The following is a 19,207-nucleotide window of genomic DNA, read 5'->3' as shown; positions in this document are numbered from 1 at the left end:
GTCATGCGCCGGTGCCGAGGCCGTGAGATAGCGGGCCTCGAACGCCGCGCGTTGCGGATCGTCGGCGCCAAGCCCCGACAGATAGGGCGGCACATTTGCATCCGGCAGCTCGGTCTCGGCGCAGGAGACGACGCGCACCCATGGACAGCCAGCGGCAGCGATCGCCGGGAACATGATGACATTGTCGAGCACCACCGCATCCGGCTTCAGCCGCGCCAGCAATTGGCGCAGCGGCGCCTCCGCGTTGACGGCTGTGTCGACGATCGCTTGCCAGGTCGGCGCGACATAGGTTTCCAGCTGGTCGATCGGGCTCAGCCGGAAATGCGGCAGGTGCCGGCGCACGAAAGCTTGCCAGTAGCTCTGGCGTTCGCTGTCGCTCAGCGGCTCGTCGGTCGGCAGCTGGTATTCCTGGAAACCATAGTCGGCAAAGACGCCGGAAAAGCCGGCATGACAGATGAAGACCGGCCGGGCTCCCCTGGCACGCAATGCCTGCGCGATGCCGACGCAATTCAACGCCGCGCCGAAGCTTGCTTCGGGAAACAGCGCGATGGTCGGGCTGGCTTTACGCGTCAATTAATCCTCGTCATTCCGGCCGGCTGATCATGCCGAACAGCGCGGGTGCCCCGCGGCTGGCCGCTTGCGGTCGCTGGTTGCGGGAGAGCCGCAGGTGGATGCGAAGCAGATCGGCAGCCACCTCATACTGCAGGCTTTCAAGATGGTCGAGTATAGCAAGGTGTTCGCGCAGCGATTGCCGCAAGCGGAAGACGTTGACGCCGGCATAGATGCCCGGCAGCCGGCGCAGCTTGAGATGATCGGCCAGCGCGTCGGCAACGAAGCGGTTGGCGCAGCCTTCGGCGAGCATGCCGTGAAAATCGATGTCCAGCCGCTGGAACTCGCGCGTGTCGAATGTGGCGTCCGGCAACGCCACCAGCGCTTCCATGCCCTGGCGCAAAGCCGCCGCCCGCGCGCCGTCCAGCCGGAAACCCGGCGTCAGGATGGCCGCCGGCTCCAGCAGCAAGCGGAACTCATAGCTGTCGCCTTGCGCCTCCGGATCGTCGGGGGTGCGCCGGAACAGCCAGGACTGGCCTGGCGCACGGTCCAGCAGATTCTCATCCGTCAGTTTGTTCAACGCTTTTAGTACCGTCTTTCGCTCGGCACTGTAGCGCCGCATCAGCCCCGCGACGGTCACCGTCTGGTCCAGCCGCCGCGCCGAGCGGTCGCGCAGGATCGCCTCGGCCAGCTCGTCCTCCTCGGCAGCGGGCAATTCCGTGGCGATCGAAGCCTGCGCGGTGAGGTCGATCGCCAGGTGATAGCCGGAATCCGCCTCCCAGCGTACGACGCCCCGTTCCGCGAGCAGGCCGAGTGCCGCCCGCACCGGCGTGCGCGAGACGTTGCACAGCGAGGCGATCTGCTGCTCCGGCAAGCGTGCGCCGGGCTCGAAACCGCGCTGCCGCGCCACATCCAGGATGCGTTGCGCCAGATCGAGATGGTTGGTGCGAGGGCGTCGGGCTGCGGCTTGCATGACTGGTCCAGTGGAAAACGACATGACCGAATTGATTTGACCGATCGCCGGCAGAGACGCAATCGGCCAGATTCCTCGATCGCTTAGCAAATTATGGATTGACGTACTTTTTTCTGCAATAGTACTGTCATGGCAATCGGCGAGAAAAAGACCGAGGGAACGGGATCGAGGCGGCGGCGTGGTCGCGAGCGTTGGTCCGGCGAATGCAATTCGACGATCAACCGGAATGGGAGTCTGTCATGACCGCTACCAGCCTGCGGCGCCGTGCGCTGAAAACATCTTCGATCGCACTTGGCCTGGCCTTGGCGCTGTCCGCGCCGGCGCTGGCTGCCGACCTCGTCATTTCCAACTGGGACGGCTACATGGCGCCCGACGCCATGGCTACCTTCAAGACCGCGACCGGCGTTTCGGGCGAAGTGGTGGTGCACGCCACCAATGAAGAAATCATGGGCAAGCTCATCGCCGCCGGCGGCAAGGGCTATGACGTGGTCTTCGTCTCATCGCCCTTCGCCGAGGTGCTGAACAAGCTCGGACTGACCGAGCCGATCGACCACACCAAGATCCCGAACCTCGCCAATCTCTATCCGGAAGCAACCAAGCTGCCGCACGATGTCGGCAATGCATTTTCGGTCCCGTACACCTGGGGCACCACCGGCCTCTGCTATCGCTCGGACCTGATAAAGGTCGCACCGACCAGCTGGAGCGACCTGCTCGCGCCCTCCGACGAATTGAAGGGCAAGACCACCATGCTGGCGACTGACCGCTGGCTGCTGGCCGCCGGTCAGCTCGACAAGGGCTATTCGGTCAATGAAACCGACCCGGCCAAGATGGCTGAGGTCAAGGATCTTCTGATTTCGGCTAAGAAGACCCTGCTCGCCTATGACGACACCACCTTCTATTCAAAGCTGGTGTCCGGCGAGGCGCTGATGGTGCAGGCCTGGGACGGCTGGTGCAATTACGGCATCGCCGAAAAGCCCGAGATCAAATACGTCATTCCCAAGGAAGGGTCGGACCTCTGGGTCGACACGATGGTGGTGATGAAGGCCTCCGCCAACAAGGACGCCGCCTTCCAGTTCATCAACTTCATGCTCGACGCCAAGAACCACGCCTGGGCGGCGCAAAACATCGACTACAAGGTGCCGAACAAGCCGGCCATGGAAAGCCTGCCGGCCGATTTCCTGGCCAAATTCCCCAACATGGCGATGCCGGTGGCCGACCTCGTCAAGTTCGAGCAGTTGCGTGACGTCGGCGACGCCCAGCGCGACTATTCGAAGATCGTCAGCGAGATCAAGGCCGCGCAGTAGGCGGCGTCAAACCAGACATCACGGCCGGTAGCGCTTCTGCCGCCGCCTTGAGCGGTACCTGAAAATTGTCCCAGACCCGACTTCGCTCCTCCCTGCTGATGGCCCCGGCCCTGGCCTGGCTCGCGGCCCTGATGGTGGTGCCGTGCGCGCTGGTGCTGGCGCTCGCCTTCTTCCGGCGCGGCATCTATGGCGGCATCGAATACACCTTCACGCTGGAGAATTTCGGGCTGGTCTTCGACCCGCTCTATGCCGGCATCTTCCTCAATTCGGCGCGCATCGCCGGTACCGCGACGCTGATCGCGGTGGTGATCGGCTATGCCGCCGCCTACGCCATCGCAGCCGCCCCGCGCCGGTGGCAGCCGGTATTCCTGTTCTTCGCCGTGCTGCCGTTCTGGTCCAACTACCTGATCCGCACCTATGCCTGGATCGTGCTGCTCAACCGGGAAGGCCTGATCACCCAGCTGCTGCGCTGGTTCGGCTACACCGGCGAGCCGCCCTCAATGCTCTATACGGAAGGCGCGGTCATCGCCGGTCTCGTCTACAACTACCTCCCCTTCGTCATCCTCGCCTGCTACGCGCCGCTGTCGCGCCTCAACCCGGAACTCGCCGAAGCCTCGCGTGACCTCGGCGCTTCCGCCGCCACCACATTCCGCCGTGTCATCCTGCCGCTGACCGTGCCCGGCATCGCCGCCGGCGCGGTCTTCGTCTTCGTGCTGTCGATCGGCAATTTCGTCACCCCGGCGCTGCTCGGCGGCGGCCGCTTCCAGATGATCGGCAACCTCGTCTACGACCAGTTCCTGACCGCCAATGACTGGCCGTTCGGTGCGGCGTTGGCCATGGCGCTGATCGCCATCATGCTGCTGGTGCTGATGGCGCAGGCGCTCGCCGCCAATCGCGCCTCGGGTCACGTCACGCAAGCCGGCGGAGGCACCGATGGCTGAGTGTCCTCTCCTTCTCTTCTCCCCGTTCACGGGGAGAAGGTGCCCCGAAGGGGCGGATGAGGGGCGGCGCCAACGCCTGCCAAGTTGGGCGCTGCCCCTCATCTGCCTGCCGGCATCTTCTCCCCGTGAACGGGGAGAAGGACGCAGTTCGTTCACTCGGCTCCAAGCTACCGGAGGGCCGAGATGAATCAATCCTTTGCCCGCATCCTCGGCATGCGGACGATCCTCGTTCTCGTCTTCGCCTTCCTCTACATCCCGATCGCCGTGCTGGTGGCCCTGTCCTTCAACGAAGGCGGGTTGCCGACGGCATGGTTGGGCTTTTCGCTGAAATGGTATGTCTCGCTTGCCTCGAACAGCGCCATCCTCTCCGCCGCCCTCAACACGCTGATCGTGGCGCTGGTCTCGACCGCGATCGCCACGCTGCTCGGCACGCTGCTGGCGATCGGCATCGAGATGCGCCGGCAATACGGCAAGGGCCTCGAAGCGCTGATCTTCGCGCCGATGATCATTCCCGACATCGTGCTGGCGATCGCGCTGCTGTCGTTCTTTTCCATGCTCAACCTGACGATGGGCCTGCACACCATCATCCTCGCCCATGTCGTCTTCAACCTCGCCTTCGTCTGCTCGGTGGTGCGCGCAAGACTGAAGAGTTTCGACTGGTCTATCGTCGAAGCCTCGGCCGATCTCGGCGCCTCCGCGCTCACCACCTTCCGGCGGGTGACATTGCCGGTCATCGCGCCGGCGGTGATCGCCGGGGCGCTGCTTGCCTTCACGCTCTCTGTCGACGAGTTCATCATCGCCTTCTTCACATCAGGCGCCGGGCGCGCCTCGACGACGCTGCCGATGCAGATCTACGCCATGATCCGCTTCGGCATCACGCCGGAGATCAATGCGCTGGCGACCATCGTCATGGCGGTCTCGATCACCGCGCTGACCCTGTCGCAGCGTCTCAACCGTGGGATCATAGGCCAATGAGCGCACCGCGCACGCTTCTGGCCATCGACAAGGTGTCGAAGAATTTCGGCCGGGTGAGCGCCGTGGACGGCATCTCGCTCGACATCCGCGAGAACGAATTCTTCGCTTTGCTCGGCCCGTCCGGCTGCGGCAAGACCACGCTGCTGCGCATGCTGGCCGGCTTCGAGACGCCTAGTGACGGGCGCATCCTGCTCGACGGAAGCGACATCGCCAAAACCCCGCCCAACAAGCGGCCGGTCAATTTGATGTTCCAATCCTACGCTCTGTTTCCGCATATGAGCGTCCGCGCCAATGTCTCCTACGGCCTGGAGATGGAGCGTTTGCCCGCGGCCGAAATCCGCTCCCGCGTCGACGCCATCCTGGCAACCACCGAGCTCGTGCCCTTCGCCGACCGCAAGCCGGAGCAATTATCGGGCGGCCAGAAGCAGCGCGTCGCGCTCGCTCGTGCCCTGGTCAAGCGGCCGCGCCTGTTGCTGCTCGACGAGCCGCTTGGCGCGCTCGACAAGAAACTGCGCGGCGCCATGCAACTGGAATTGAAGCGCCTGCAGCATGAGGTCGGCATCACCTTCGTCATCGTCACCCACGACCAGGAAGAGTCGCTTGTCATGGCCGACCGCATGGCGGTGCTCAGGGATGGCAAGCTGCTGCAATGCGACACGCCGCACGCGATCTATGAGCATCCGGCCGACCGTTTCGTCGCCGACTTCATCGGCGTGATGAATTTCGTGCCGGGCAAGGCCGCCGCCGATGGGGTTGTGGCCGCGAATGGCGTTCGAGTACTAGGCAAGGTTCCAGCAACGCTCTCGCCCGGCGCATCCGCTGTCGCTTCGGTGCGGCCGGAGCGCATCCGGCTGTTCCCAGAGGCTCCGACCGCCAACCGCACCACTGGCACGGTCGAGGCGCTGGCCTATCAGGGGCTCGACCTGCAGCTGCATGTCCGCACGCCCCTGTCGCCAAAACCGTTCCTGGTGCGCGTCACCGCAGATGCCGCCGACCGCCGGCCGGTCGCGTCGGGCGACCAGGTCGAACTCGGCTGGGATGCCGCCGATGTCAGAATTTTCGCAGAATGACAGGAGAAGCTTGATGGCGCAGAAGACGATCGCGTTTTTTCCAGAAGCGGCCTACGGCCCGGCGCTCAATTCCGTCGGCATTGCCCAGGCGGTCGAGGCGCGCGGCCACAAGGCCGTTTTCCTGTCCGACCCCGGCTTCGTCGATGTCTACAAGGGCTACGGCTTCGAGGCGCATCCGGTGAACCTGTCGGAGCCGATGCCGCCCGAACAGATGGCGAAATTCTGGGAGGATTTCATCAACGGCCACATCCCCAACTTCCGCAAATCGCCTTACGATCAGGTCGACAATTACGTCAAGGATTGCTGGACGGCGATCGTCGACAGCGCCAAATGGGCGCAGAAGGATTTGCCGCGCGTTCTGGCCAGCATCAAGCCGGATGTCATCTGCGTCGACAACGTCATCCTGTTCCCGGCCATCAAGCAGTGCGGCAAGCCGTGGGTGCGCATCATCTCGTGTTCGGAAAACGAGATCGAGGACGAAGACATCCCGCCGCATCTCTCGGGTTGCGGCGAGAACGACCATGCCGGTCACCAGCGCTATCGGGACCACTTCAACGCGGTGATCAGGCCGATCCATGACGACTTCAACGGCTTCCTCACCGCCAACCATGAGGAGCCTTATCCGATCGGCCAGTTCTTCGAGGCCTCGCCCTATTTGAACCTGCTGCTCTATCCCGAAGCGGCAAAGTTCAAGCGCCGCTATCCGCTCGACCCGGCAAAGTTCCAGTATCTGGAAGGCTGCGTGCGGCAGGAGAAACCCTACACGGTGCCGACATTCACCAAAAACAATGACGGGCCGCTGCTCTATGTCTCCTTCGGCAGCCTCGGCGCCGGCGATGTCGACCTGTTGAAGCGCATCATCGCGACGCTAGGCAAGACGCGCTACCGCGCGCTGGTCAATGTCGGCGGCTACAAGGACCAGTACACGGACGTACCCGGCAACGTGATCGTCGAGAGCTGGTTCCCGCAGCCTTCGGTCATTCCGCAGGTCGATGCGGTGATCCACCATGGCGGCAATAACTCGTTCACCGAGTGCCTCTATTTCGGCAAGCCGGCGATCATCATGCCCTATGTCTGGGACGGTCACGACAACGCCACCCGCGTCGAGGAAACCGGCCACGGTTTCGGCATGCCGCGCTACGACTGGACCGATGCCGAGCTGATAGCCAAGATCGAAGCCTGCCTGACCGATCCGAAGATGAAGGCCAAGCTGGCGAAGACATCTGGGCAAATGCAGGGGCAGAACGGGCCGGAGAAAGCCGCCGGGTTGTTGGAGGGGTTGCTGTGATCGAGATGTCGCGCCTGAGCACCCCCCTCTGTCCTGCCGGCCATCTCCCCCTCAAGGGGGGAGATTGGCTGTCATCACCGCTTTCGCCAACCGCAAAGGTCGTAAGGAAAACGCCGCCGCAGGAACTGCCAATCTCCCCCCTTCAGGGGGAGATGTCCGGCAGGACAGAGGGGGGGGGCGCCGTAGAGCACTGCTTCGACACGTGCAAAGGAGCGTCCGCATGACCTCCTCCGCCCCACACCTCTACCAGGCCACCACCCGAACCGATCTCGTCGACTGGGGCGCCCAACCCGACGCATTGTCAGGCGCCTCCCACTCGACCGGCAAACTCGTGCACAAGGGCCCGAACAACCAGCCGGAATCCGGCATTTGGGTCTGCACGCCAGGCCGCTGGCGGCTCTCGATCCCGCGCGACGAATTGTGCCATTTCGTCGCCGGCCGCGCGACCTACCGGTCGGATGTCGGTGAGGTGATAGAAGTCTCCACCGGCACCGTGGTCATGTTCCCCGCCGGCTGGACGGGCGAATGCACGGTGCATGAGACCATGCGCAACGTCTACATGCTGGCGTGACCACGGAGCTTGACGACATGCCGACACCGCACTGGCCGAAGGCCTCGAGCGTGGAACTGGAGGACTGGGGCGCGGGCAGCAACACGCTCGCCGGCTCGCCGCGCGCCTCGGGCAAGATCCTGTCGCAGAACCTGGACGGCTCCAGCGAATGCGGCCTGTGGTCGTGCACGCCGGGCGCGCGCAAGGTCACCTTTGCCGCCGACGAGTTCTGCCATTTCCTCTCGGGCCGTGGCAGCTATGTCCATGACGACGGCGAAGAGATCCCGGTCGAGGCCGGCACGCTGGTGTTCTTCCCCGCCGGCTGGACCGGCATCTCCATCATCACGCAAACGCTGACCAAGGCCTTCATGTGCCGCTGAGCACCCCTTTCAAGGAAATCGACATGACCACACCCATCATGAAATCCCCGCTCGCCATTACCGACCTCGTCGACTGGGGCGTCATCCCGACCATGATCGAGGGCCAATCCCATACCTCGGGCAAGCTGCTGTACAAGGGGCCGGAAGGCCGCTCCGAATGCGGGCTGTGGGTCTGCACTCCGGGCAAATGGCACTGCCATGTCACCCGCGACGAGTTCTGCCATTTCCTCGAAGGGCGCTGCACCTATGTGCATGAATCCGGCGAGCTCATCGAGATCGAGCCGGATACGGCAGCCTTCTTTCCGCAGGACTGGAAAGGTGTCTGCACCGTCCATGAGACCATCAAGAAGGTCTACATGATCCGCTGAGCGGATCTGAGAGGATGCCCATGGATTTCTCCGCTGACCGACCGGCCTTCTTCGTCAATCCGGACTATCGGCCGATGACGGGCACGATGAAACCGGTGATCGATCCCGCGACGCTGGAAACCGTCGGCGCCATTGCCGCCGCCAGCGACGGCGAGATCGACACTGTGCTCACGGCGGCAACCAGGGCGCAGGCCGCCTGGAAAAAGCTCGACGCCAAGAGCCGGGCCAGGCATCTGCATGCCGTCGCCAACGCCATCGAGGCGGCGGACTTCACGCGTTGCGCCGAACTGATGGTGCGCGAGATGGGCAAACCCTACCCCGAAGCGATCGGCGAGATCGCCAATTGCGCGCCGATCTTCCGCTACTATGCCGAGATGGCGCGCGACGATGCCGGCAAGATCGCCGGCACGACGCAGGCCGGTTCGTTCCAGTATGCGCGCTATGAGCCCTATGGCGTCTCCGTCCACATCATGCCCTACAACTTCCCGATCCTGTTGATGTGCTGGACGGTCGCCGCATCGCTCGCCGCGGGCAATGCCTGCATCATCAAGCCGGCCGAGGCGACGACGCTGTCGACGCTGGACTACATGACCGTGTTCCGCTCGCTGCCGGAAGGCCTGGTCTCCTGCCTGCCCGGCGACGCGGCGACGGCGCAGGCGCTGATCGCGTCAGATCGCACCCATGCGGTCGCCTTCACCGGCTCGGTCGCCGCCGGCAAGGCGGTGGCGGTGGCCTGCGCCGAACACATGAAGCCTTGCGTCATCGAAGCCGGCGGCAGTGACCCGCTGATCATAAGCGAGCATGCCCCGCTTGAGATCGCGGCAGCCGGCAGCGTCACCGCCGCCTTCCACCTCACCGGCCAAGTCTGCACTTCGGCCGAGCGCTTCTTCGTCGTCGATGCCGTGCATGACCGCTTCGTCGCGCTTTTCGCCGAAAGGACACGGGCGTTGCGCATCGGCAATGGCATGGACAAGACCGAGATCGGCCCGCTGGTCAGCGAAAGCGCGCGCGCCAAGGTCATGCGTCTCGTCGACGACGCCATTGCCCATGGCGCCGTCGCAGTCACCGGCGCGCGCATCCCGCCGGCACACAACACCGGCTGGTTCTACGAGCCGACCATCCTGACCGGCGTCACCCCTGATATGGCGATCGTGCGCGAAGAGTGCTTTGGGCCCGTCGCCGCCATCTGCCGGGTCAAGGATTTCGACGAGGCGATCCGGCTTGCCAATGATAGCCCGTTCGGGCTCGGCGCCTCTGTCTTCACCACCGATCTGGCCGAGGCGCATGAGGCGGCGGAACGGCTCGAAGCCGGCATGGTCTGGGTCAACAACCCGCTGATTGACAATGACGCCCTGCCCTTCGGCGGTTGGAAGGCCTCGGGCCTCGGCCGCGAACTCGGACGCCAGGGGCTCGATGCCTTCCGCCGCTCGAAGATGGTGATCATCGACCACAAGCCTGCGATCCAGGACTGGTGGTACCCCTATCCCGACAGCTGGTTCCGCGAGACCGGCGGCCGAAAGCACGTCTGAGTGTTTCGAACCCCGCTATCTCTGGATAGCCAGACCGACCATGAGCGGGAAAAGGCAATGCCGCCGAGTGAAACCCGGCGGCATCTTCTTTGACTGACCACTGCCGTTTCGGCGGCGATTCGTTACGGCGTCGTTTCCGTCTGCATCGCGGCAGCTGTCTGGTCGATCTTTTCGGCAAGAACGCCCTGAGCCCAGGACGTGACCGCGGCGTCGACGGGCTTGTTGGCCATATCCGCCAGTGCCGCGTCGAGCGATGCATCATCGGTGCCGACCGCGGCCGCAGCAGCAGCAGCGTTGTCGGCAGCGACCTCGGCCTGCAGAGCAGCTATCTTCCCAGGCAGGGCCGCCTGATCTTCGGGCGACATCGCGGCAATCTGATCGGGTGTCAGGGACGTCAGCGCATCCAGCTTAGCCTGTGCTGCGTCGGCGGCGGCCTGAGCGACCTTGGCTTTGGCGGACTGCGTCACGAATGCCTGAAGGGCGGCGAATTTCTTGCTCTTCGAGTTCATATAGGCGTTGATGTTGCGCTTCAGCGAGCTCACCCGGCCAAGCTTGGCGTGGATGTTCTTGCCTTTGGGCACGGACGAAACCTTGGTGGCCTTGTCGACCGTGGTGTCGTCCGCTTTGGCCACCTGCCCGGGGGCCGACGACGACTTGCCGTGCGAAGCGCCGCTCTTGCCATTGCCATTGCCGCCGCCGTTGCCATTGCTACCGCCGTTGCCATGCCCGTTGCCTCCGGCATTGCCACCGCCACCGCCGTGCCCATTGCCGGCGAGCGCCGGAGATGCCAGGAGCGCCAATGCGGCAAGCGCCGCCAGCAGAGTTTTTCGGTTTGTCATGGTAAACCTCCTCGAGGAACGCCACCTTCGCCCAACCGCTACGCGACCGTCGTATGAGGAATCGCTAATTGTACAGAGTAAACTTTGGACAAATGCGGTCTCAATACGCGATCTGGCAATCAACAGATCCCACAACCGGCTGATAATAAAGATAAATCTGCGACTTTGAGCAGCCATGGCACTGAAGTCCCATGCCCGGCCAGACCATGGTCCTGACCTCCGGCTGCAGGCACGGTGATGGTGACGGTCGTAGGGTATCCAAAGGTTTTGAGACAGGAGAGCCCGACATCGAAAACGCCGCCGCTCAGCCGATACTTTCACCGCCGTCGATTACCAGCGCCTGGCCGGTCATGAAGGATGAACGGTCGGAGACAAGGAACAGGATCGCTTCGGCGATCTCATCGGCGCTCGCCCAGCGGCCCATCGGGATCTTGGTCCGGACATAGGTTTCGATCGCCCCGCGTCCGCCCATCTGGGCGATGAACGGTTCGTTGAACGGCGTGTCGACCCATCCCGGGCAGAGCGCGTTGACGCGCACATTGTGCCGGGCATAGTCGAGCGACATCTGCCGTGTCATTGCCACCACCGCATGTTTGGAGGTTGCGTAGGCAATCATCTCGCGGTCGTAGAACACGCCCGAATTGGAGGCGGTGTTGAGGATGACTCCGCCGCCTTGCGCGATCATCGAGGGCATGACCTGCCTCGCCGCCAGGAACTGCGCCCGCACATTGACCCGCCACGAGGCATCCATGCCGCCGACCTCCACTTCGGTCAGCGTACCGCCGACCTGGATGCCGGCGTGATTGTGCAGGATGTCGATGCGACCGTATCTGTCGAGCGTGCCGGCAATGAGCTGTTCGACCGCCGCATCATCAGCGACATCGGTGGTGATCGCCTCGGCTTGGCCACCCACCGCGCGGATGTCCGAAGCCGTTGTTTCGCCGGCGGCCTGATCCCTGTCGGCGATGACGACCACCGCGCCTTCCCTGGCCATGATCATGGCGCCGGCGCGCCCGATGCCGGAGCCGGCGCCTGTCACCACGGCGATGCGGTCTTTGAGGATCATGGTACGGCTTTCAGTTCGACGGCTTGCGCTGGCGCAACTGCCATTGGGCAAGCACCACGAGCAGCACGGAAGCGACGAGCACGATCGTCGCGATGGCGTTGATCTCCGGCGTCACGCCGCGCCGGATCGACGCGAAGACATAGATCGGCAGCGTCGTCTGCGCGCCGGCGACGAAGAAGGCGATGATGAAATCGTCGAAGGAAAAGGTGAAGGCCAGCAGGAAGCCGGCAACGACCGCCGGCATGATCTGCGGCAGCACGATCGAGCGGAACGTCGTCAACGGTGTCGCGTAGAGATCGCTCGACGCCTCGACCAGATTGCGGTCGAGGCTGCCGAGCCGCGTGCCGACGATCATCGTCACCAGCGCCATCGAGAACAGCCCGTGCGCCGCGATGATCGAACCGTAGCCGAGCGCCAGCCGCGGCGGCTGGTCGTCGGGCCAGATCGAGGCGAGAAACGGATTGAGGACGATGAACAATTGGACGAGCGCGACCAGAGTCGAAATGCCGATCACGACGCCCGGAACGACGATCGCGGCGCCCAGAAGTGCGTCGAAGACCGCGCGGGTCCGCACGCCGACGCGCGCCAGGCCGAGTGCCGCCGCGGTGCCGCACAGCGCCGCCAGCAAGGCGCTGGTGGTGGCGATGAACAGGCTGTTCTTCAGCGCTTCGACCAGGAACGGGTTCGCCAGTGCCTTGCCGTACCATTGCACCGAAAAACCGGTGAACTCGCTGGCATGGTGACCGGCGTTGAAGGAGAACAGCACCACCAGTGCGATCGGCAGATAGAGAAAGGCGAAGACGGCAATGACGAAAGCGCGCATCAGATCAGATCCACCCGGCGGGCGCCGGAAACCCGGGTCGAAATGCGGTTTGCGGCAATCAGCACCACCACCGATACCAGCACCAGTGTGATGGCGATGGCCGATCCGAACGGCCAGTTGCGCGATTGCAGGAACAGGTCGACCAGCGCATTGCCGATGAAGAACACCTTGCCCCCGCCGAGCAGCGTCGGGATCAGATATTCGCCGAGCAGCAGGATCATCACCAGCGAGAAGCCGGTCATCACGCCCGGCAGCGACAGTTTCAGGGTCACGCCCAGGAAGGTGGAAAGCGGTGTCGCGCCGAGATCGGCTGAGGCTTCCAACAGCCTGCGATCAAGCCGTTCGAGGCTGACATAGATCGGCAGGATCATCAGCGGCAGGTAGCCATAGACGATGCCGAGCAGCACCGCGCCCGGCGTGTTGATCAGCCTGACATCCTCGATGCTGACAAAGGCGAGCAGCGCAGGAATGCCGCGCCCGCCCAGAATGTACATCCAGGCATAGGTCCGCATCAGGAGGCTGGTCCAGAACGGGATGACGACGAGCGCAAGCAGGATCAGCCGCCAACGTTGCGGAGCGCGCAGAGCAAGGTAATAAGCGACGGGATAAGCGACGAGCAGGCAGGCGAGCGCTCCCACCGGCGCCAGCACCATCGTGTTCCAGAAGGCGGTCGCCCGCGCCGGAAGGTTGGCATACTGCGCGAAAGTGAAAGCTGCCTGGTAGCCGCCTTCCGGCGCCCGTTCGCCGACGCTGAACACGGCGATGGCTATGAACGGCAGCACCAGGAACACCACCAGCCACGCGGTCGCCGGACCGAGCAGCATGGCGGTCAGAAAATTCTTGCGAAGACGGCTGCCATGCATGGAAAGATTGCCCCGGTGCCGGCGGGCAAAAAGCCCGCCGGTCAAGTTATCTGAATTTGAGGGCTGCGCTGCTCAAGCCGACTTGAAGCGCGCCATCAATTCGGCGCGGCCGGGGTCGGTCAGCGTTGCCGCCGCGCCGAATTCCAGCGGCGTCAGCAGGTCCGCCGCAGGATAGAGGATCGGATTGTCGAGCACCTCCTTGGGCAGCAGCTTGTTGACCCGCGCATCGGTCGAGGGCGCACCATTGGCCAAATGCTCCTTCACCGCCACCTGCGGGTTCATCAGGTAATTGAGCAGGGCGTAGCCCGCCGGCTTGTTCGGCGCGTCCTTCGGGATGGCGTAGAAATCAGTCCAGATCTCGCCGCCTTCCTTGCCCAGCACATAGGCGATCTCGGGAATGTCGCGATGCAGCTGCGCGCCGTCGTTCGTCCAGCACATGGTCATCCACGCGTCGCCGGCGCGCATTCCCGGCTGGTAGTCGGAGGAGACCGCGAACAGATGCGGCTTGACCTTCAGCAGCAGTTCCTCCGCCTTGGCCAGTTCGTCCTGCTTGAGCGAATTGAACGAGTAGCCGTAATATTTCAGCGCATTGCCGATCGTGGTCAGCTGGTAGTCATGCACCATGGTACGGCTGTCGCCTTCCGCCATGGCGGTGTCCCAGAACTCCTTCCAGCTCGTCATCAGCTTGGTCAGCTTCTTGGTGTTGACGGCAAAGCCGGTGGTGCCCCAGTTCTTCGGCACGGCGTAGATCGTCCCATCGATCGTGCCCTCCGAGGTGAAGCGCGGATCCTCTTGCGAGCCGTCGAAATTCGGCAGCTTCGCCAGCTCCAGCGGCTCGATGATGCCGAGCTTCTTGTAGGTCGAGATCGTGTAATTGGTCGGCACGAACAGGCTCCAGCCCGAGGCGCCGGCCTGCAGCTTGGCCAGCATCTCCTCATTGGAGCCGAACACGTTGACCTCGACGGCGACGCCGGTATCCTTCTTGAAGTTCTCGAAGGTCGCCGGGTCATGATAGTTCGGCCAGGTGGCGATCGACATGCGATCGCCAAGGCTTTCCGCGGCAAAGGCCGGTGTCGGCATGATGCCGATCTCGCGCGCCATCACCGCCGTGGCAATGCCAAGGCCAGTGAGGCCGAGGAAGTCGCGGCGGCCGATCGAGCCGCGCTTCAAACGCATCAGCTGGTCAACGAAATTCTCGGGGCTTATCGGCAGTCCGTCACGATATGATTTCGACATGTTTATCTACCCTCTGGTTGGCCCGTTGTTCTTGGTCTCCGCAAACGCCAGCGGCGTTCCGGAGGCAAAGCCGATGGCGACGGGTTCACCCGGCTTGAAGAGATTGCCGTGGCCGATCAGGTGGTCGGCCTTGGCCAGCAGCGTTCCGATGCCCTGGACCTCGATCGCGTATTCCGCCGTCGCGCCCAGGAAAATCCGGTTGCGGACGATGCCCTTGAATGGGCTGTCCGTCCGAGCGCCGAGACTGAGCGATTCAGGGCGAAGGCTGACCGAAACGGCCTCGCCCCGCTGCAAGGCGGTCCGGTTGCGCGCCGCAATGACGGTGCCATCTGCAAGCGCCACCTCCACCAGATCGCCGGTATGCCCGGCGACGGTACCGCTCAAAAGATTGGTCTTGCCGACGAAGTCGGCGACGAACAGGTCGGCTGGCTCGTCATAGATCTCGCTCGGCTGCCCGAGCTGGACGATGCGGCCGCCATTCATGACGCAGACGAAATCGCTCATCGACAGCGCTTCCTCCTGGTCGTGGGTTACGAGAACGAAGGTGATGCCGATCTCGCGCTGCAGGTTCTGCAGCTCGATCTGCATGTCGGTGCGCAGCTTCTTGTCGAGCGCCGCCAGCGGCTCGTCGAGCAAGAGCACCGCCGGCTTGTTGACCAGGGCGCGCGCCAGCGCCACACGCTGCTGCTGGCCGCCCGACAGTTCGTGGATCTTGCGGCGGCCATAGCCGGCGAGCCGCACCATTTCGAGCGCCTCGCCCGCCCTTGAGGTGATCTCGCGCGATGACAGCCTTGGCCGCGCCTGGCGCAGCCCGTAGGCGACGTTGTCCTCGACATCGAGATGCGGAAACAGCGCATATTGCTGGAACACCATGTTGACCGGTCGCCGGTAGGGCGGCGTGCCGGCCATGTCCTGGCCGCGAATGAACACCTGGCCTGCGCTCGGCTGTTCGAAGCCGCCGATCATGCGCAGGCAGGTGGTCTTGCCGCAGCCGGACGGCCCGAGCAGGGCGACAAAGGCGGAGAGCGGGACAGCGAGATCGATGCCGCTGACCGCGGTCACCGCGCCATAGCGCTTGGTGACGCCGCGAAACTCGATGTCGGGCACTGCGGTCAAAGGCTGCGGACTCCAGCGACAGGGCAATATCGGGACGCTACCAGAGCCAATGGCGGCTAGTATATACCTCTGAGGTGGTATATCTGGTCTATTTTCTCGTTTAAGGGGGTATGAATTGTCCCGCAGCGACGAATACAGCCGGCTCGCCACGCTCGTCGCGGCGACGCGGGAGACCAGCGGCGACCTCTTTGGCCACGCGCTGGTCGATTGGCTGCGGCAGCACGTTAGCTTCGACCACTGCGTGATCTTCGGCTATCGCGGCGCCTCGCGCCCGCCGCTGCTGTTCGAAACCTTCTCGCCGGCCGAAAGCCACGTCTTCGTTGCGCTCTATCAGGAAGGGCCATATCTGCTCGACCCGTTCCACCACGCGGCGGTCGAGCGCAAGGAAGGGTTCTGGCGCATGCGGGAACTGGCGCCGGACCGCTTCTATGCCAGCGAGTATTTCCGCTCCTACTACAGCCAGACCAGGCTGGCCGAGGAGGTCGGCTTCTTCGTGCCGCTGCCGGGCAAGGATGCGCTGGTGCTGTCGCTGATGCGGTTGCGCGCTTCAGGCCCGTTCGGCACCGCCGATGCCAGATTGTTGCGCGACATGGCGCCGGCGGTGGTCAACCTCGCCCGATTGCGCTGGCCCGCCCTCCCTGCCGACGGACCGGCAGAAATGAAGCAGGACGAGACGTCCGCTGTGGTCAACGACTTCGACCGCGCCCATATCTGGCAGAGCCTGTCGCTGACGCCACGCGAAAAGCATGTCGTCGACCTGGTGCTGCAGGGGCATTCGACGGAGTCGATCGCCAGGGCGATGCGCATCGTGCCGGGAACCGTGAAGGTCCATCGCCGCAACATCTATCGCAAGCTCAAGATCAAGTCGCAGGCCGGCCTGTTCGCACGCTTCGTCGAGATCATCGACGCGCGGATCCGGTAGGCCCGCTAACCGCCGGCTTCCCACGACCCGGTTTCGGCCATCCGCTTCAGCAACGGCGCCGGCTTGAACACATCCTTGCCCGTCCGCTGATGCCAGTATTCGAGCCGCTCGATGATCCTGGCCGGGCCTTCAAGGCCAGCCCAGAAAAGCGGTCCGCCCTTGCCGATGGGAAAGCCGTAGCCATTGACCCAGACGACATCGATGTCGGACGCGCGGGCCGCTATGCCTTCCTCAAGGATCTTGGCGCCCTCGTTGATCAGGGGGTAAAGCGTGCGCTCTATGATTTCCTCCGCACTGATCGCACGCGGTGCGATGCCGTTCTCGGCGGCCTTGTCGCGGATCAGCGCTTCAACCTCGGGATCCGGCACTGGCGTGCGCGCGCCAGCCTCGTAGAGATAAAAACCCCGGCCTGTCTTCTGGCCGAAACGTCCTTGCTCGCACAGCGTGTCGGCGATCACGGCCGACAGGCCACGCGCCTTGCGGTTGCGCCAGCCGATGTCGAGCCCGGCCAGATCGCCCATCTGGAACGGTCCCATCGGCCAGCCGAAATCGGTGAACACCTGATCGATCTGGCGCGGGGTAGCGCCTTCCAAAAGAAGCGCTTCGGATTCCGAACCACGCGCCGCCAGCATGCGGTTGCCGACGAAACCATGGCAGACGCCGACGACGACGGCCACCTTGCCAATCCGCCGCGCCAGGTCGACTGATGTCACCAGCGCATCGGGCGCGGTCTTGTCGGCCCGCACGATCTCCAGCAGCTTCATGACATTGGCCGGCGAGAAGAAATGCAGCCCGACGACATCCTGCGGCCGCGAGGTCGAGGCGGCGATTTCGTTGATGTCGAGATAGGACGTGTTGGTGGCCAGGATCGCACCCGGCTTGGCCACCGCTTCGAGCTTGCCGAAAACCCCCTTCTTGACCGCCATGTCTTCGAACACCGCCTCGACGATCAGGTCGCAATCGGCGAGGTCGGCATAGTCGGTGGAGCCCTTGAACTGGGCGAGCCGCTGGCGCTTGGCATCTTCGCTCAACGAACCGCGCGTGACGGACACCGAGTAGTTCTTGTCTATGGTCGCCAGTCCGCGCTGCAATGCTTCCTGGCTTGTTTCCAGGAGGGTAACGGGATAGCCGCCATTGGCGAAGGCCATGGCGATGCCGCCGCCCATCGTGCCGGCACCGATGACGCCGACGCGGGCGATCCGGCGCTTGACGATGTCCTTGCCTGGAAGCTTTGCCGCCTCACGTTCGGCGAAGAACAGATGGCGCTGCGCCCGCGACTGGTCGCTGGCGACCAGCTTGACGAACAGCGCACGCTCCGCCGCCAGCGCCGCATCGAAGGACAGCGTGACGGCATTGCGCACCGACTGCGCGCAGGCGATCGGTGCCTCGAGCCCGCGCGCCTTTTTGGCGAGGTCCGTTGCCTCGGCGTCGAAAGCCGCGAGGTCGGTCTCCTTGAGCCCCTCATTACGATCACGCACCGGCGTGAAGGGGCCGCCCTTGCGGGCGATTTCCCCAGCGAAGTTCACGGCATGCGTGGTCAGATCGCCATCGAAGACGGCATCGACGAGACCAGCTTCATGCGCCTCGGTCGCACCGATCGGCGTACCGGAGACGATCATCCTGAGCGCCTTCAGCGCGCCGACAAGGCGCGGCAGCCGTACCGTGCCGCCACCACCCGGCAGCAGGCCGAGCTTGACTTCCGGTAGGCCGAGTTTGGCGCCGGCGTCGGCAACGCGGAAATGGCAGCCGAGCGCCAGCTCCAGCCCGCCGCCGAGCGCGGTGCCGTGGATGGCGGCGACCGTCGGCTTGGCGATGGTTTCCAGCGTCGCCACGATGGCGCGCAGTTCGGGCTGCTGCATCGGCTTGCCGAACTCGGTGATGTCGGCGCCGGCGACAAAGGTCCGGCCGGCGCATGCAATGACGATGGCGGTAACCGAAGCATCATCCCGCAGCTCAACCAGCGCCTGCATCAGCGGTTCGCGGACATGAAAGCTCAGCGCGTTGACCGGCGGATTGTCGATGGTGACGATGGCGACGTCGCCGTCGCGGCTGATCCTGAGGAAATTGGACACGCAAACCTCCCAGCAATGGTGAGCGGCTTTGGCCGCGCGAACGGGATTTACAGCGCCATGACGCCGATGGGAACCGGATGTCGGCCTGGCACAATGATTACCGGTTTTGAAGTGCACGGCGCGCCAACGGCTTCCGCCGTCATGATCTCCGAAGTAGCGATCCTTCAGACCCCCCTCTGCCCTGCCGGGCATCTCCCCCGCAAGGGGGGAGATTGGACGTCACGACGGCCTTCGTCAATTTTCAACGTTGGAAGGCGGGCGAAACGGCGAAGCTGCCGATCTCCGCCCTTGCGGGGGAGATGGCCGGCAGGCCAGGGGGGTGCTGTCCCGCCAGCATACAACG

The 19,207-nt window shown here is 64.1% G+C and carries 18 protein-coding genes and 1 pseudogene; 10 read left to right on the top strand and 9 right to left on the bottom strand.

Annotated elements, in window-relative coordinates; translation table 11 throughout:
- Positions 1 to 573 (bottom strand): annotated as a pseudogene (locus EN943_RS08655) (glycosyl transferase family 1); the annotation flags it as partial.
- A 10-nt stretch (positions 574 to 583) separates the two neighbouring features.
- The gene (locus EN943_RS08650) at positions 584 to 1,522 is read right to left on the bottom strand and encodes a GntR family transcriptional regulator (protein ID WP_127412295.1); all 939 of its coding nucleotides are present in this window, start codon (positions 1,520 to 1,522) and stop codon (positions 584 to 586) included.
- Positions 1,523 to 1,761: 239 nt separating this feature from the next.
- Between EN943_RS08650 and EN943_RS08645 the strand changes: the two genes are divergently transcribed.
- From EN943_RS08645 to EN943_RS08595, 9 genes are all read left to right on the top strand, one after another.
- Complete coding sequence (locus EN943_RS08645) at positions 1,762 to 2,826, top strand: spermidine/putrescine ABC transporter substrate-binding protein (RefSeq protein ID WP_127412294.1); 1,065 nt, start codon at positions 1,762 to 1,764, stop codon at positions 2,824 to 2,826.
- Between the two features lie 98 nt (positions 2,827 to 2,924).
- Complete coding sequence (locus tag EN943_RS08640) at positions 2,925 to 3,767, top strand: ABC transporter permease (RefSeq protein ID WP_127261732.1); 843 nt, start codon at positions 2,925 to 2,927, stop codon at positions 3,765 to 3,767.
- Positions 3,768 to 3,950: 183 nt separating this feature from the next.
- Complete coding sequence (locus EN943_RS08630) at positions 3,951 to 4,742, top strand: ABC transporter permease (RefSeq protein ID WP_127412292.1); 792 nt, start codon at positions 3,951 to 3,953, stop codon at positions 4,740 to 4,742.
- The gene (locus tag EN943_RS08625; RefSeq protein WP_127412291.1) at positions 4,739 to 5,812 is read left to right on the top strand and encodes an ABC transporter ATP-binding protein; all 1,074 of its coding nucleotides are present in this window, start codon (positions 4,739 to 4,741) and stop codon (positions 5,810 to 5,812) included. The genes EN943_RS08630 and EN943_RS08625 overlap by 4 nt, the downstream gene beginning before the upstream one ends.
- 13 nt (positions 5,813 to 5,825) lie before the next feature.
- A complete protein-coding gene (locus tag EN943_RS08620; RefSeq protein WP_127412290.1) occupies positions 5,826 to 7,100 on the top strand; it encodes a glycosyltransferase in 1,275 nt (424 codons plus the stop codon).
- Positions 7,101 to 7,320: 220 nt separating this feature from the next.
- Positions 7,321 to 7,671 carry a cupin domain-containing protein gene (locus EN943_RS08610; protein ID WP_127412289.1) on the top strand — a complete coding sequence of 117 codons (351 nt, stop codon included), beginning with the start codon at positions 7,321 to 7,323 and terminating at the stop codon, positions 7,669 to 7,671.
- 17 nt (positions 7,672 to 7,688) lie between these two features.
- Entirely contained in the window at positions 7,689 to 8,030 is a 342-nt protein-coding gene (locus tag EN943_RS08605; protein WP_127412288.1) for a cupin domain-containing protein, read from the top strand.
- A 23-nt stretch (positions 8,031 to 8,053) separates the two neighbouring features.
- The gene (locus EN943_RS08600; protein ID WP_127412287.1) at positions 8,054 to 8,398 is read left to right on the top strand and encodes a cupin domain-containing protein; all 345 of its coding nucleotides are present in this window, start codon (positions 8,054 to 8,056) and stop codon (positions 8,396 to 8,398) included.
- A 20-nt stretch (positions 8,399 to 8,418) separates the two neighbouring features.
- On the top strand, positions 8,419 to 9,927 hold the full coding sequence (locus EN943_RS08595; RefSeq protein ID WP_127412286.1) for an aldehyde dehydrogenase family protein: 1,509 nt from the start codon (positions 8,419 to 8,421) through the stop codon (positions 9,925 to 9,927).
- 122 nt (positions 9,928 to 10,049) lie between these two features.
- Here the strand turns inward: EN943_RS08595 and EN943_RS08590 are convergent, their stop codons facing one another.
- The 6 genes from EN943_RS08590 to EN943_RS08565 all read right to left on the bottom strand — a co-directional run bounded on the left by EN943_RS08590 (position 10,050) and on the right by EN943_RS08565 (position 15,870).
- Positions 10,050 to 10,766, bottom strand: a complete 717-nt coding sequence (locus EN943_RS08590; protein WP_127412285.1) for a hypothetical protein — start codon at positions 10,764 to 10,766, stop codon at positions 10,050 to 10,052.
- Between the two features lie 304 nt (positions 10,767 to 11,070).
- Complete coding sequence (locus EN943_RS08585) at positions 11,071 to 11,832, bottom strand: glucose 1-dehydrogenase (protein WP_127412284.1); 762 nt, start codon at positions 11,830 to 11,832, stop codon at positions 11,071 to 11,073.
- A gap of 10 nt (positions 11,833 to 11,842) precedes the next feature.
- The gene (locus EN943_RS08580; RefSeq protein WP_127412283.1) at positions 11,843 to 12,655 is read right to left on the bottom strand and encodes an ABC transporter permease; all 813 of its coding nucleotides are present in this window, start codon (positions 12,653 to 12,655) and stop codon (positions 11,843 to 11,845) included.
- Complete coding sequence (locus EN943_RS08575; protein WP_127412282.1) at positions 12,655 to 13,518, bottom strand: ABC transporter permease; 864 nt, start codon at positions 13,516 to 13,518, stop codon at positions 12,655 to 12,657. Before EN943_RS08575 ends, EN943_RS08580 begins: the two co-directional genes overlap by 1 nt.
- A gap of 72 nt (positions 13,519 to 13,590) precedes the next feature.
- Complete coding sequence (locus EN943_RS08570; RefSeq protein ID WP_127412281.1) at positions 13,591 to 14,754, bottom strand: spermidine/putrescine ABC transporter substrate-binding protein; 1,164 nt, start codon at positions 14,752 to 14,754, stop codon at positions 13,591 to 13,593.
- Positions 14,755 to 14,760: 6 nt separating this feature from the next.
- Entirely contained in the window at positions 14,761 to 15,870 is a 1,110-nt protein-coding gene (locus tag EN943_RS08565) for an ABC transporter ATP-binding protein (RefSeq protein WP_127412280.1), read from the bottom strand.
- A gap of 115 nt (positions 15,871 to 15,985) precedes the next feature.
- Between EN943_RS08565 and EN943_RS08560 the strand changes: the two genes are divergently transcribed.
- A complete protein-coding gene (locus EN943_RS08560; RefSeq protein ID WP_127412279.1) occupies positions 15,986 to 16,792 on the top strand; it encodes a LuxR C-terminal-related transcriptional regulator in 807 nt (268 codons plus the stop codon).
- Positions 16,793 to 16,797: 5 nt separating this feature from the next.
- On the opposite strand, the gene EN943_RS08555 is transcribed toward EN943_RS08560, so the two are convergent.
- Complete coding sequence (locus EN943_RS08555) at positions 16,798 to 18,864, bottom strand: 3-hydroxyacyl-CoA dehydrogenase NAD-binding domain-containing protein (RefSeq protein ID WP_127412278.1); 2,067 nt, start codon at positions 18,862 to 18,864, stop codon at positions 16,798 to 16,800.
- Between the last annotated feature and the right edge of the window lie 343 nt (positions 18,865 to 19,207).

It is taken from the genome of Mesorhizobium sp. M7A.F.Ca.US.006.01.1.1 (assembly GCF_003997935.1).
GTDB lineage: Bacteria > Pseudomonadota > Alphaproteobacteria > Rhizobiales > Rhizobiaceae > Mesorhizobium.
This window is presented reverse-complemented; position numbering and strand designations above follow the sequence as displayed.